This is a genomic window from Rhodococcus sp. NPDC047139, assembly GCF_040643435.1.
GTDB lineage: Bacteria > Actinomycetota > Actinomycetes > Mycobacteriales > Mycobacteriaceae > Rhodococcus.
On the sequence record NZ_JBEYUH010000002.1, the window covers coordinates 281075 to 293960 of the forward strand.

The following is a 12886-nucleotide window of genomic DNA, read 5'->3' on the forward strand; positions in this document are numbered from 1 at the left end:
GATCACCGTTCGAAGAACCGCCGCGGATTGTCGACGAGCATCGTCGTGATCTGCTCGTCCGTCACCCCCCGTTCGCGCAGGGCCGGCAACACGTCGTCGCTGATGTGGTTGTAGTTCCAATTGGGCACGGCAGCCTGCTTGACGTCGTGGGGGAACCAATCGATGAAACACGCCGCGTCGTGTGAGAGCACCATGCGATCGGTGTAACCGTGCTCCGCAAGCTGGGCCACGGTGTCGACACGCTGCTCGAACGGCAACAGCAGGTCCAGACCGAAGCGATCCATGCCCAGAATCGAGCCGGCGTCGGCGATCCGGCGCAGATAGTCCAGATCGGTCGAGTCCCCGCTGTGTCCGATCACGACCTTGGTGAGGTCCACCCCTTCCTCCGCGAGCACCCGCTGGGCCACCTCCCCCGACCCCGTATGGGGGTTGGTGTGCACCGTGATCGGCACGCCGGTCTCGACGTGCGCCTGCCCCACCGCCCGCATCACGCGCTCCACTCCAGGCGTGAGTCCAGGACTCTCGATGGCGCACTTCAACATTCCCGCACGCACGCCCGTGCCGGCGATACCCTCGCGGATATCCTTCACAAACAGTTCGGTGAGCGGCTCCGGTCCGTCGAGCAGCAGGCCGGGCCCCACATTGTGGAACTGGAACGGCAGGTCGTTGTAGGTGTACAGGCCGGTCGCGACCACGATGGCGATGTCGGTCCGTGCGGCGACGCGCTGGATGCGCGGGATGTACCGGCCGAGGCCCACCACCGTGGGATCGACGATCGTGTCGACGCCGCGATCCGACAACGCCTGCAGTTTCGCGACGGCATCCTCGACACGTTCGTCCTCGTCCCAGGAACTCGGATAGTCGGGAAAGTTGCTGCGAATCTCCTCGCCGAGCACGAAGACGTGCTCGTGCATGAGAACTCTCCCCAGGCGGTCCGTGTCGAGAGGGCCGCGAACGGTGTCGACGGAAGTCATGACGGGTGACGTTAGAGCACCCGCCGCGGCAAGAACACCGATTTCACGACTCGGTGGGAGCCGACTCTTCGAGAGCCTGCCGGTAACGGCGCATACCGCGCAGCCACCGGTCGTAGTCGGCGCCCTTGTTCCGGTACATCTCGAGGACCTCCGGGTGCGGGAGGATCAGGAAGTGCTCCTCCTCCATCGCGGCGAACACCGTCTCCGCGACGTCCGCGGGTTCGAGAACCGCACCGGCCGTCGTGACGGCCCGGGTGGCGAGTTCGCCGAGTGCGTGCCCGGATGCGTCCCCCGAATACAACAGGGGCGTGTTCACCCCCATCGGGCACACGCAGCTCACCCGTACGCCTTTGTCGCCGTAGCTCACCGACAGCCATTCGGCGAAACCGACGGCCGCATGCTTGGTGACCGAGTAGGTGGCCGAACCGATCTGCGTGAGCAGGCCGGCTGCCGACGCCGTGCTGACGAAATAGCCTTCACCGCGTTCGACCCATCGGGGCACCAGGAGCCGCGCCGCCCGGATGTGCGCGCGGAGATTGACGTCGAGAGACTGCTCCCACACCGGATCCTCGATCTCCAGGCCGGGCACACCGGTGACGCCGGCATTGGCGAAGTACAGATCCACGGGACCGAACTCCGACTCGGCTCGCTCGACGAGCCCCCGGATGTGTTCGTCGTCGGAGACATCGGCTGCCACCGCCACCGCGCTGCCCGGCGCCCGGTCGGTGATCGTCGCAACGACCGCCTGCGCCGCCTGCTCGTCGAGGTCGGCGACCACCACACGTGCACCCCGCTCGACGAGTCCGGCAGCGAGGGCACTGCCGATCCCGCCGCCCCCACCGGTCACGACGGCCACTCTGCCTTCGACCTTCACCGCTGCCACCTCCGCATCTGGCCGGACTGCCGCAACCTGCGGCACAGTTGGTACGCACCCTGTCTACACGCATCCGCCATGTACGGAGGTCGAGCACCGAGATGGACGAGCTGTTCTCCGTCTCCCGGCCGCGGCGCACGATCGCGCCGGGTGCCGTGCACGTGCCCGACTGGCTCGGCCCGGACGAGCAGCGCGAACTCGTGGAACTGTGCCGCGAGTGGGCCGCGCCACCGGCGCCGATGCGGCACACACTGCTGCCGGGCGGCGGACGGATGTCGGTGAGCACCGTGTGCCTCGGATGGCATTGGTCGCCGTACCGCTACACCCGCACCGCGGTCGACGTCGACCATGCTCCCGTACCGCCGCTTCCCGACCGGCTCGTCGAACTCGGGCGGCGTGCCGTCGCCGATGCCTACGACGATCCGGCGGCCGGGAACGGGTACGAACCCGACACCGCCCTGATCAATTTCTACGACCGCGACGCGCGGATGGGCATGCATCAGGACAAGGACGAACGGGTCGGCGCGCCGATCGTGTCGCTCAGTCTCGGAGACGCGTGCCTGTTCCGGTTCGGGAACACCGAGTCACGGGGCCGGCCGTACACCGATGTTCGTCTCGAATCCGGCGATCTGTTCGTGTTCGGCGGGCCGTCGCGGTTCGCCTATCACGGGGTGCCCGTCGTGTATCCGGACACCGGGAGTACCCGCTGCGGGCTCGCGGAGGGCCGTCTCAACATCACCCTGCGGAGCACGGGACTCTCCTGAGAAGGCCCCTTGCTCCCGGTTGGGTATCGTCGGATCATGAGCGTCGACTCCCCGGGAACGCACCTCCCCACTTCCGGCGACGATCCTCTCGCACTGGATCGGCAGGTTTGTTTCGCTCTCGCCGTGGCGAACCGCGCGGTGCTCGCGGTGTATCGGCCCATCCTCGACAAGCTGGGCCTGACCCATCCGCAATATCTGGTGATGCTCACCCTGTGGGAAAGCTCGCCACTGACGAGCAAGCAGGTGGGGCAGTTGCTCCAGCTCGACTCCCCAACCCTCTCGCCGCTGCTCAAACGACTCGAGTCGCTGGGCCTGGTCACTCGTCGGCGCAGTACTGCCGACGAACGGCAGCTCGTCCTCGAGCTCACCGAGGCGGGCCGAGCGCTGCGCGCCGAGGCCGAGGCGGTGCCGGGGCAGGTGATCGAGGCCCTCGGCGTCGGGCTCGACGAACTCGAGGATCTGCATGCCGCGCTCGTCCGCGTCAACGCGGCGGCACTGAAGGCCGGAGCGATCTGAGCTGCTCCTGCCCGTAGGCCCGGGGCGCCGGCCGCAGCGCCCCGGAGACTACCAGGTCAGACCATGCTTCCACGGTGGGCGATCAGCGGAACGGAAGCCTCCCCCGTGTAGACGAGGAAGGTGAACGACTCCTGGAAGTACAGGTTCACCGTCTCGCTGTCGTGTGAGAGGTATCCGATCGACAGATCCTGACCGACCTGCAGGTCGTAGTCGCCACCGCGAGTGGTGAGCACGAAAGCGCCGTCGATCGCCGGTGCCCAGATGATGTCGCCGTCGATGAGGCGCCGCAGCTGCTCGCGGATCGGGTAACCGTGGTCGGACGTCTCGCTGACCTTCGTGAATTCGTCGGCGCCGAGGAGCACCGAGTAGGGGCCGCCGACGCCGGCGAGGCGCAGTTCCGACAGTGCCTGGCTGATGGCTTCGGGGAAGTCACGGGGGTCGTCGGGCAACTGGAGCGAGGTGTTCGACGACGACGCGCGGATCCCCTCGATACCGGCGGCCGCGTAGCCCTCGAAGATCGCCCGGTCCTCGGCGAAGGCCATCTGCCGGGCCGCCTCCTTGACCGGATCGAGGTCGAGGTCGCGCGACCCGCGCTCGACGCTGTCGATCTCCTCGCGGGACAGACTGAACGGCACCCGCAGCTCGACGAGCGGCGCGACGCGGTGTTGACGGGCACTCACCCCGGTTGCCGGAGACTCGATCTCGCGGGTACGGCCGAGACCCACGGCCGCGAAATCGGTGCCGTGCGGGCCGGAGAAGTCCACCACTCGCCGACCTGCGACGTGTCGCTTGAACGTGCGCGCCGCCTCCTCCTCGATCTCGCTCCATGCGGCCTCGGTAATCGGGGCGAGATCGCGATACAGATTGTTCACAGCGTCGAACTCCTTCGCAGAGCGCCAATTCCGAGTGATCCGTCATCCGGCCGGCCGGTGGTCGAGGCACTCGAATCTTCATTGGAGGGGATATCCGCCGGGGACGGCGGAAGATCTTCGAGGAACTCCAGCGAGGGGCAGAAGAACAGCGAACCCGTCACCGCGGTGGAGAAGTCCAGGATGCGGTCGGTGTTGCCCGGCGGATTGCCCAGGAACATGTTGCGCAGCATCTGTTCGGTCACCTCGGGGGTGGCCGAGTAACCGATGAAGTAGGTGCCGAACTCGTCGGCTCCGAAGCTGCCGAACGGCATGTTCGCGCGCACGATCTGTCGTTCGACGCCGTTCTCGTCGACGATGACGTTCAGCGCGACATGCGAATTCGCTGGCTTCGTCTCGTCGTCGAGCTCGATGTCGTCGAGCTTCGTCCGGCCGATCGCGCGCTCCTGCTCCTCGACGGACAGTGCATTCCACGACGCCAGGTCGTGCAGGTACTTCTGCACGATCACATAGCTTCCGCCTGCGAAGTCGGGATCCTCGTCGCCGATCAGAGCAGCATCGACTGCTTCGTCGTCTTCGGGATTCTCCGTACCGTCGACGAAACCGAGCAGGTCGCGCCGTTCGAAATAGCGGAATCCGTGGGTCTCGTCGACCACCCGCGCCGCTCCGCGGAGGCGATCGTTGATCTTCGCGGCAAGCTCGAAGCACAGATCCATCGTCGAGGCGCGCAGATGGAAAAGCAGGTCGCCGGGGGTCGACGGCGCCCGATGCCGACCGCCGTCGAGCGGAACGAACGGATGCAGTTCGGCGGGACGTGGACCGGCGAACAGCCGGTCCCACATCTCCGGACCGATGCCGGTGACGACGGACAGACCACCCTCCGGAATGCGGAAGCCGACCGATCGCCGAAGACCCGACAGGTCTTCGAGCAGATCACGAACGGTGTCCTCGGCGCCCTGGTCGACCGTGACGACGAGGAAGATCGCCGCTTCGGTGAGCGGAGTCAGTATCGGTTGTGCGCGAACCACCTGGACCACGCTAGCCCACTACGGCAAACCGGCATTCACGGCACGCCGCCGAGTGTCGTCCCGTCAAGGCACCATCCAGGACAACACCGATGTGGACTGCAGCCACACGAGCAGAGCCAGCACCACCACTCCGGCGATACTCAGCGGCCAGATCCGGCTCATGAGGAGCCCGTCCTTGCCGGACAGCCCCTTCACCGACGACACCAGTGCGAGGTTCTGCAGCGCGATAGGTGTTCCGGTGGTGCCCCCGGCCATGTTCCCCGCGACCAGGACGGTCGGGTCCAGGCCGGACTGCTGCGCCGCAGCGACCTGCAGGCTGCCGAACATCGCATTGGAGGCGGTGTTCGATCCGGTGACCACCACACCGAGCCAGCCGAGCACCGGCGACAACAGCGCAAAGGCCACGCCCGCGCCGGCGAGGAAGCCGCCGATCGTCGCGGTCTGCCCGGACAGATTCATCACGTAGGCGAGTGCGAGGACCGCTGAGACGGTCGCGAACGACCACCGCAGCTGCACGACCGCGGCGACGAGACACCGCGCCGCGTCTGCTGCCCCCACCTTCAGCACCGGCATCGACAACAGGGCAGCGACGAACACGAGACTTCCCGGAGCGGTGAGCAGGTCGACGGTGAAGGTCTCCGCGGCCGGAACGCTCCCGTCGGCCGTCCGCACATCCAGGCCGGGCCACGCGAACGACAGGCTCGCGTTCGCCAGCCACGACGCGACCGGACCGAACCGGCTGACGAGGAAGATGATCACGATCAGCGCATAGGGGGCGAAGGCTTCGACGACGCGTCGGTGGGAGTCGTGGATCCGCTCGCTCGCAGATCGGTGGACCGCGGAGTGCGACGGGCGCAGCCTCACCGCGACCAGCAGCACGATCAGGCCCACCGCAGCGGCTGCGATGTTGCTCAGACCCACGGCGAGGTAACTTGCGCACACGAACTGGGCGGAACCGAAGGCCAGCCCGACAGCGAGCGCGACCGGCCACGTCTCCCGGACCCCGCGCCATCCCCCCACCACCGCGACCAGCACCAGCGGAACGAAGACCGCGAGCAGGCAGACCTGTCGCGCAACCACCGGCCCGATCTCCGCGATCGGGATCTCCGACACCCGCGACATCGTGAGGATCGGGGTGCCCATCACGCCGAGCGGGGTGACGACCGAGTTGGCGAGCAGTGACGCCGCGGCCGCACGCACCGGCGGCAGTCCGGCGCCGATGAGCACGACGGTCGCAACCACGATGGGCGTACCGAAACCGGCGACCGCTTCGAGCAGTGCGCCGAACAGGAAGGCGATGACGATCGTGAGGATCCGCGGATCCGGGGAAATCCGTCCGAAGGCACGGGTGAGGACGTCGAAGTGCCCGGATTCGACGGTGAGCCGATACACCCAGACGGCATTGACCACCGTCCACATGATCGGGAACAGTCCGAAGACTGCGCCTTCGACGCCCGCGCTGAGAGCCGAGCCGATCGGCATGCCGTACACGAGGGTGGCCACGGCGAGCGCCACCACGACCGCGACTCCCGCAGCCGAATGCGACCGCAAGCGGAAGCCGGCGAGCAGCACGAGCATGGTGAGCAGCGGGAGCACCGCCACGAGCGCCGACCACGCGAGTGAGCCGCCGACCGGCGCGATCGGCTGAACGTATGCCCCCATCACTGCATCACGATTGTTCCCGCATCACGCCCGGCGTGAGCTCACCGCGGTGCGGATCGCGTCGGCCGTACTGTCGAGCACGGTGCGGTTGGGGGTCTGCCAGCGGGCACGGATCCCGAAGCCGTCCCCGGCCGTGCGCGGTACGAGATGCAGGTGCACGTGGAAGACTTCCTGACCGGCTGCCACCCCGTCGGCCAGGAACATGTTCACGCCGTCTATCGGGAGGTCGCTCGCGCGCATCGCGGTGGCGATCCGTTGTCCGGCGGCGAACACTCTCGCTCCGTCCTCGGGGTCGAGTTGCGCCAACCCGGAGGCGTGCCGCTTCGGGATCACGAGGAGGTGTCCCGGGGTGAACGGCCTGATGTCCATGAAGGCGAGCACGTCGGGTTCGTCGAGCACGACACTGGCCGGAGACAGTCCGGCCACGATGGCGCAGAAGATGCAGTCCGTCACCGAGTCGTGGTCTCCCTCGCGTTCACAGGCGTCCTGACGGATTCGAGAAGCCGCAGCAATTCGCCCTGCACTGCGGGACGGTCGCGCACCGGATCGTCGCTGTGGGCGAGATACAGCATCGATTCCTCGACCGCGGCGACGAGCAGGTGCGCGAGCACCGAGGTCCGGATGGACGGCTTCTCGTAGGTTTCGGGGTCGAGGGTCACGAGCATGCGCTCGATCGCCTTGAGCGACGAGTGCCGATGTGCTTCACGCACCTCGGCCCAGCCGAGGACGGCCGGGGCTTCGATGAGCAACAGGCGTCTCGTCGCCGGCTCGTACACCGCGTCGAGCGACGCGAGTACAGCCTGAGTGAAGCCCTCCCAGGCGTCGTCGACCGGTTCGGCCGGAACCAGTGTCTCCTCGGCCTCCTTCTGGATACGTTCGACGACGCCGCGGAACAGATCCCGTTTGTCATCGAAGTGGTGGTAGAGCGCGCCGCGGGTCACTCCTGCCACCGAGACGATCTCTTCGGTGGCCGCCGCCGCGTATCCGTCGCGCAGGAACACCTCGCGCGCCGCGTCCAGTAGGGCCGTGCGTGTGCGCGCAGCGTCCCTCACCCGACCCGTATTACCCGTTTTCACCGACACTTGTCCTCCCCTGCTGCTACCCCGCTACCCCCATCGAACTTCCCCCCGGTAGGCGGTTCTTCATCCCTACAGAATCGGTGCCGGTGTGTACTTCGCCGCCTCCGGATACTGCGTTACGAGATCCTGCACCGCTGCGACGACCGCCTCCACCTGTGCCACAGCCGCACCGGCGAAGACCTCACGGTCGGCGAGTGCGGCGTCGAGCGCCGCACGGTCGAGCGGAAGCCGGTCGTCGGCGGCGAGCCGGTCGAGCAGGTCGGGTTCGCGGCCCTCCTCGCGCATCGCGAGCGCGACCGAGACCGCGTGCTCCTTGATGACCTCGTGCGCGGTCTCGCGGCCCACACCGGCACGTACGGCGGCCATGAGCACCTTGGTCGTCGCCAGGAACGGCAGGTACCGCACGAGTTCCTTCTCGATCACGGCCGGATAGGCACCGAACTCGGTGAGGACGGTCAGGAAGGTCTCCATCTGGCCGTCGATCGCGAAGAAGGCGTCGGGCAGCGCCACCCGTCGCACGACGGAGCAGAAGACGTCGCCCTCGTTCCACTGCGCACCGGCGAGTTCGGCGGCCATCGAGGCGTATCCACGCAGGACGACCTGCAGACCGTCGACCCGTTCGCACGACCGGGTGTTCATCTTGTGCGGCATCGCGGACGAACCCACCTGGCCGGGCTGGAAGCCCTCGGTGACGAGTTCGTGCCCGGCCATGAGCCGAATGGTGTGGGCGAACGAGGCCGGTCCGGCACCGACCTGCACGAGAGCGGAGAGCACGTCGTAGTCGAGCGAGCGCGGATAGACCTGGCCCACGCTCGTGAAAACCTTCGAGAACCCGAGATGCCGGGCGACCTTCTCCTCGAGCTGGGCGAGCTTGGCGGAATCGCCTCCGAGCAGGTCGAGCATGTCCTGCGCGGTGCCCATCGGGCCCTTGATACCGCGCAGCGGATAGCGGTCGATCAGCTCCCGGACACGCTGCAGGGCGATGAGCAGTTCGTCCGCGGCCGACGCGAAACGCTTGCCGAGGGTGGTGGCCTGCGCGGCGACGTTGTGCGAGCGCCCCGCCATGACGAGCGAGGCGTACTCGGTGGCGCGTTCGGCGAGTCGCGCGGCCACGGCGACACCGTGGGAGTGGACGTGCTCGAGCGACCGCAGGATCTGCAACTGCTCGACGTTCTCCGTGAGGTCGCGGCTGGTCATGCCCTTGTGGACGTGCTCGTGCCCGGCGAGTGCGTTGAATTCCTCGATACGAGCCTTGACGTCGTGGCGCGTGACGCGTTCCCGGGCCGCGATGGAGTCGAGATCGACCTGCTCGAGCACGCGTTCGTAGTCGGCGATCGCTTCGGCAGGGACGTCGATTCCCAGTTCGGCCTGCGCCTTCAGCACCGCGAGCCACAGCTGTCGCTCGAGTACGATCTTGTACTCGGGCGACCACAGATCCCTCAGTTCGGGGCTTGCGTAGCGGGTGGCGAGGACGTTGGGAATGTGACTCACAGAGACGAGTTTACGGTCCGGACCGGTTGCCGCCTCCTCCGACCTCGACCGCAGCCGGGGGCGCGACCGTCTCCACGACATCGAGCAGAATGCCGCGAGCGAGTGAACGCGGGTCGGGATCGATCTCTCCGAGTCCCCCGAGAACCGCACCGTCCACCACCGCTACCAGCCGGCGCAGCCCTCGGGGTCGCACCGACCGGCCACAGCGTCCGAGCAGGTCCGAGAGCAGGACGTCGACCTGTTCGCGCATCCGTACCTGCGTGTCCCGCAATTCCGGATAGCGGGCCGTGGCCACGAATCGTTCGTACCGGAAGATCAGTTGTTCGCGGTCGATTCCGCCGTCGCCGTTCCGTGAGCCGATCAGCAGGTCGACGATGAGATCGGCCGTGCCCTCGCAACTGCGTGGAAGCTGCTGGACCTGGTGTACTCGCGCGCGCATCGCATCGAGTTCCCGCTCACTGTTGTAGTTCACCGCACACGCGACGAGATCCTCGAGGGATTCGAAATAGTAGGTCGTCGATGCGAGGGGCAGATGGGCACGAGTGGCGACGGCACGGTGCCGGACGGCGTCGATCCCCGCTTCCAGCACGAGGTCGGCTGCTGCCTCGACCAGCGCCTGACGGCGCCGTTCTCCCTTCGGTGTTGCAGCAATCGCCACAGTTTCATGGTGACAGCCTCAGCGGTCCCACCAGGGCGGAAACGGAGTTCGAGACCACCCGGTATTATTGCGCCGCCCCGCGCCGGTCCACCCTCGGCGGGCGCTCCCGCGCGTAGATCATCGAAGGATCGGAGCCGTACCGGATGAGACGTCGACGTTTTCTGCAGGCATCGGTCCTCGGGGCTGCACTGGCCGGTACCGGTGCGGCGGGCACCGGCCTGTCCGGCCTCGGTCTTCCCCGGGCGGCGGCACTGCCCGTAGGAGTCGACGAGTACCGCCGGATCGTGCCCGAACTGTTCGTTCCTCCTCCGGCCCCACCGGCGCATTCGGAGGTCGTGGTGGTGGGTTCCGGCTTCGGTGCGAGCGTCGCCGCACTGCGCCTGGCGGAGGCCGGAAACCAGGTCACGATGCTCGAACGCGGTATGCGCTGGCCCCGCGACCCGCACCGGGAGATCTTCACGACCGACCTGCTCGCCGACGGCCGCGGCTATCACCACCGCACCAGTTTCACCGGTCCGACCGGAATCCCGGTGGTGTGCGACGACTTCGCAGGTGTCCTCGATGTGGTCGACTATCCGGGGATGTCGGTGTGGCGCGGCGCCGCGGTGGGCGGCGGATCCATCGTCTTCACCGGCGTGATGATCGCCCCGGAGCAGCGCTTCTTCGAGCACGTCTTCGGCGATCGTCTTTCCTACGACGAGATGGCGTCCACCTGGTACCCGAAGGTGCGCTCGATGCTGCGCCTCGATCCGATGCCGGACGACATCTACAACGCGGCCGAGTTCACGCACTCGCGACGCTGGGACGAGGACGCGCGCGCCGCCGGTTACAGCCCGCACCGCATCGACGGAATCTGGGACTGGGATGTCGTGCGCGCCGAACTCGCCGGTTCGGTCCGCCGGTCGGCCGTCGCGGGCGAGAGCAATCTCGGCAATTCCAACGGTGCGAAATTCGATCTCACGCAGAATTACATTCCGGCCGCCGAGGCGACCGGCCGCACCCGCGTGTGTCATGCGCATCGGGTGTCGGCGATCGGGCAGGACGGGAACGGTCGCTACTGGCTCGACATACAGGCCGTCGAGCCGACGGGCGCGGTCCTGCGCACCACGACGATCACGTGCGACCGCCTCGTCCTCGGTGCCGGCTCGATCGGCACCACCGAACTGCTCGTCAAGGCCCGGCACACCGGTTCGCTGCCGAACCTCGACGAGCGGGTCGGCCGGGGCTGGGGCACCAACGGCGACGCCGTGCTGGTGCGCTCGTTCGCGCTCACCGAGGGGTTCGGCGGCGACCAGGGAGCGCCGTCGGCGTCGCGGATCGTGGACGAGTCGGGTCTGCCGCTGAGCCTCGAGAACTGGTTCGTCGCCGGCACCGCGAAGGACGTGGCGATGCTCGCCTCCCTCGGAATGACCCTCGACCCGACCCGCGCCGATGTCGTGTACGACGCGAAGGCCGACCGCGCGGTCGTGAACTGGCCGGCCGGGGGTGAGCGCGCGAGTGTCGATGCACTGCGTGCGGTGCACAACACGATGGCACAGGCCGGAGGCACGATTCCGGGTGCATCGCCGATGGCCGAGGACGTCAACGCCACCTTCACCGCGCATCCGCTCGGTGGTGCGGTGCTCGGCGACGCGACCGACGGCTACGGTCGCGTACACGGTCATCCCGGCCTCTACGTCGTCGACGGCGCGCTGATCCCGGGCAGCACCGGTACGGTCAACCCGTCGCTGACCATCGCAGCGCTGGCCGAACGAAATGTCGCACAGATCATCGCCGCCGGGAAGTGATCACGAGACGGGGAGCCACCCCGCGAGGCGGTCGAGTGCGGCGGTGACATCGGCGGTGGATCCTGCGAACGACAGTCGCACGGTGCGGTCGCCGCGTGCGGTGTCGAAGTCGACTCCCGGCGCGAGTGCAAGGCCGGTGTCGTGCAGCAACCGTGCACACCACGCGGTCGAGTTCTCCCCGTCCAGCAGGTGCTCGATGTCGGCGTAGACGTAGAACGCGCCGTCGGCCGGTGCGAGTTTCGAGATTCCGAGATCCGGCAGGCCCTGGAGCAGCAGTTCCCGGTTCACCGCGTAGCGGGAGACGTGGCCGTCGAGTTCCGTGCGGGCTTCGGTTCCGAACGCCTCGATCGCCGCGAACTGGGAGACCGACGGCGGGCACACCGTCATGTTCGATGCCAGTCGCTGCAGGGCAGGACGCATGGACTCGGGGGCGAGCATCCAGCCGAGCCGCCATCCCGTCATCGAGAAGTACTTCGAGACCGAGCCGATCACCACGGATTCACGGGAGGTCGCCCAGGCCGTGGAGGTGGCCGGCGAGCCTGGAGTGGCGAACTCGATGCCGTGGTAGATCTCGTCGGAGATGAGCAGGCTGCCGTGCTCGTCGCACCAGCGCGCGAGTGCCGCGAGTTCGGAAGGCTCGATCATCGTGCCCGTCGGGTTCGCGGGGCTGGCGACGACGACGCCGGCCGGAGGACTGTCGAGCTCCTCGAGCATCGCGACGGTTGGCTGGTAGCGGGTCTGCGGTCCGCAGTCGAGTTCGACGACGCGGCAGCCGAGCGCGGCCAGGGTGTTGCGGTAGGCGGGATAGCCGGGCCGCGCCACGACGACGGTGTCGCCGATATCGAAGGCCGCGAGGAACACCAGCGTGAACGCACCCGACGAACCGGTGGTGACGACGACCTCATCCGGATCGACGTCTATTCCGTACCGGTCGCGGTGGTATCCGGCGATCGCTTCTCGCAGCGGCAGGATGCCGAACGTCTCCGTGTAACCGAGCAGCTCGGCGTCGATGGCGAGATTCGCGGCGCGCAGTACAGGGACGGGTGCAGGTGTGGACGGTTGCCCGGCGGCGAGGCTCAGGACGTCACCGTGGGTGCGCTGCCGCTCGGCGGCTGCCTTCCACACGTCCATGACGTGGAACGTCTCTATACCGGACCGTCGGGATTCGGGGCGCACGTGCAAGA

The 12886-nt window shown here is 67.6% G+C and carries 13 protein-coding genes; 3 read left to right on the forward strand and 10 right to left on the reverse strand.

Translation table 11 applies throughout. The features are described from left to right. Positions 1 to 2: 2 nt before the first annotated feature. On the reverse strand, positions 3 to 974 hold the full coding sequence (locus ABZ789_RS03410; protein WP_358418897.1) for a phosphotriesterase-related protein: 972 nt from the start codon (positions 972 to 974) through the stop codon (positions 3 to 5). A 43-nt stretch (positions 975 to 1017) separates the two neighbouring features. Further along, complete coding sequence (locus tag ABZ789_RS03415) at positions 1018 to 1848, reverse strand: SDR family oxidoreductase (RefSeq protein ID WP_358419226.1); 831 nt, start codon at positions 1846 to 1848, stop codon at positions 1018 to 1020. A gap of 101 nt (positions 1849 to 1949) precedes the next feature. Between ABZ789_RS03415 and ABZ789_RS03420 the strand changes: the two genes are divergently transcribed. After that, positions 1950 to 2612, forward strand: a complete 663-nt coding sequence (locus ABZ789_RS03420) for an alpha-ketoglutarate-dependent dioxygenase AlkB (RefSeq protein WP_358418900.1) — start codon at positions 1950 to 1952, stop codon at positions 2610 to 2612. Positions 2613 to 2648: 36 nt separating this feature from the next. Further along, the gene (locus ABZ789_RS03425; RefSeq protein ID WP_358418903.1) at positions 2649 to 3128 is read left to right on the forward strand and encodes a MarR family transcriptional regulator; all 480 of its coding nucleotides are present in this window, start codon (positions 2649 to 2651) and stop codon (positions 3126 to 3128) included. A 56-nt stretch (positions 3129 to 3184) separates the two neighbouring features. Here the strand turns inward: ABZ789_RS03425 and ABZ789_RS03430 are convergent, their stop codons facing one another. From ABZ789_RS03430 to ABZ789_RS03460, 7 genes are all read right to left on the reverse strand, one after another. Next, on the reverse strand, positions 3185 to 4000 hold the full coding sequence (locus tag ABZ789_RS03430) for a family 1 encapsulin nanocompartment shell protein (RefSeq protein ID WP_358418907.1): 816 nt from the start codon (positions 3998 to 4000) through the stop codon (positions 3185 to 3187). Further along, positions 3997 to 5025, reverse strand: a complete 1029-nt coding sequence (locus ABZ789_RS03435; RefSeq protein ID WP_358418910.1) for a Dyp-type peroxidase — start codon at positions 5023 to 5025, stop codon at positions 3997 to 3999. The genes ABZ789_RS03430 and ABZ789_RS03435 overlap by 4 nt, the downstream gene beginning before the upstream one ends. A 63-nt stretch (positions 5026 to 5088) precedes the next feature. After that, complete coding sequence (locus tag ABZ789_RS03440) at positions 5089 to 6687, reverse strand: L-lactate permease (protein ID WP_358418913.1); 1599 nt, start codon at positions 6685 to 6687, stop codon at positions 5089 to 5091. 24 nt (positions 6688 to 6711) lie between these two features. Then, entirely contained in the window at positions 6712 to 7140 is a 429-nt protein-coding gene (locus ABZ789_RS03445; RefSeq protein WP_358418916.1) for an HIT family protein, read from the reverse strand. Then, complete coding sequence (locus ABZ789_RS03450) at positions 7137 to 7739, reverse strand: helix-turn-helix domain-containing protein (RefSeq protein ID WP_358418919.1); 603 nt, start codon at positions 7737 to 7739, stop codon at positions 7137 to 7139. The genes ABZ789_RS03445 and ABZ789_RS03450 overlap by 4 nt, the downstream gene beginning before the upstream one ends. Positions 7740 to 7835: 96 nt before the next feature. Continuing rightward, positions 7836 to 9257, reverse strand: coding sequence for an adenylosuccinate lyase (gene purB, locus ABZ789_RS03455; RefSeq protein ID WP_358418922.1), 1422 nt, complete (start codon positions 9255 to 9257; stop codon positions 7836 to 7838). 10 nt (positions 9258 to 9267) lie between these two features. Further along, on the reverse strand, positions 9268 to 9915 hold the full coding sequence (locus tag ABZ789_RS03460; RefSeq protein ID WP_358418925.1) for a TetR family transcriptional regulator: 648 nt from the start codon (positions 9913 to 9915) through the stop codon (positions 9268 to 9270). Positions 9916 to 10058: 143 nt separating this feature from the next. Between ABZ789_RS03460 and ABZ789_RS03465 the strand changes: the two genes are divergently transcribed. After that, on the forward strand, positions 10059 to 11702 hold the full coding sequence (locus ABZ789_RS03465) for a GMC oxidoreductase (protein WP_358418928.1): 1644 nt from the start codon (positions 10059 to 10061) through the stop codon (positions 11700 to 11702). Here the strand turns inward: ABZ789_RS03465 and ABZ789_RS03470 are convergent, their stop codons facing one another. Next, complete coding sequence (locus ABZ789_RS03470; RefSeq protein WP_358418931.1) at positions 11703 to 12878, reverse strand: pyridoxal phosphate-dependent aminotransferase; 1176 nt, start codon at positions 12876 to 12878, stop codon at positions 11703 to 11705. Positions 12879 to 12886: the final 8 nt, after the last annotated feature.

Bases quoted from the DNA above. Each gene is read 5' to 3' on its own strand.
- ABZ789_RS03410 (WP_358418897.1), bottom strand. From the start codon at position 974: ATGACTTCCGTCGACACCGTTCGCGGCCCTCTCGACACGGACCGCCTG.
- ABZ789_RS03420 (WP_358418900.1), top strand. From the start codon at position 1,950: ATGGACGAGCTGTTCTCCGTCTCCCGGCCGCGGCGCACGATCGCGCCG.
- ABZ789_RS03425 (WP_358418903.1), top strand. From the start codon at position 2,649: ATGAGCGTCGACTCCCCGGGAACGCACCTCCCCACTTCCGGCGACGAT.
- ABZ789_RS03440 (WP_358418913.1), bottom strand. From the start codon at position 6,687: ATGGGGGCATACGTTCAGCCGATCGCGCCGGTCGGCGGCTCACTCGCG.
- ABZ789_RS03465 (WP_358418928.1), top strand. From the start codon at position 10,059: ATGAGACGTCGACGTTTTCTGCAGGCATCGGTCCTCGGGGCTGCACTG.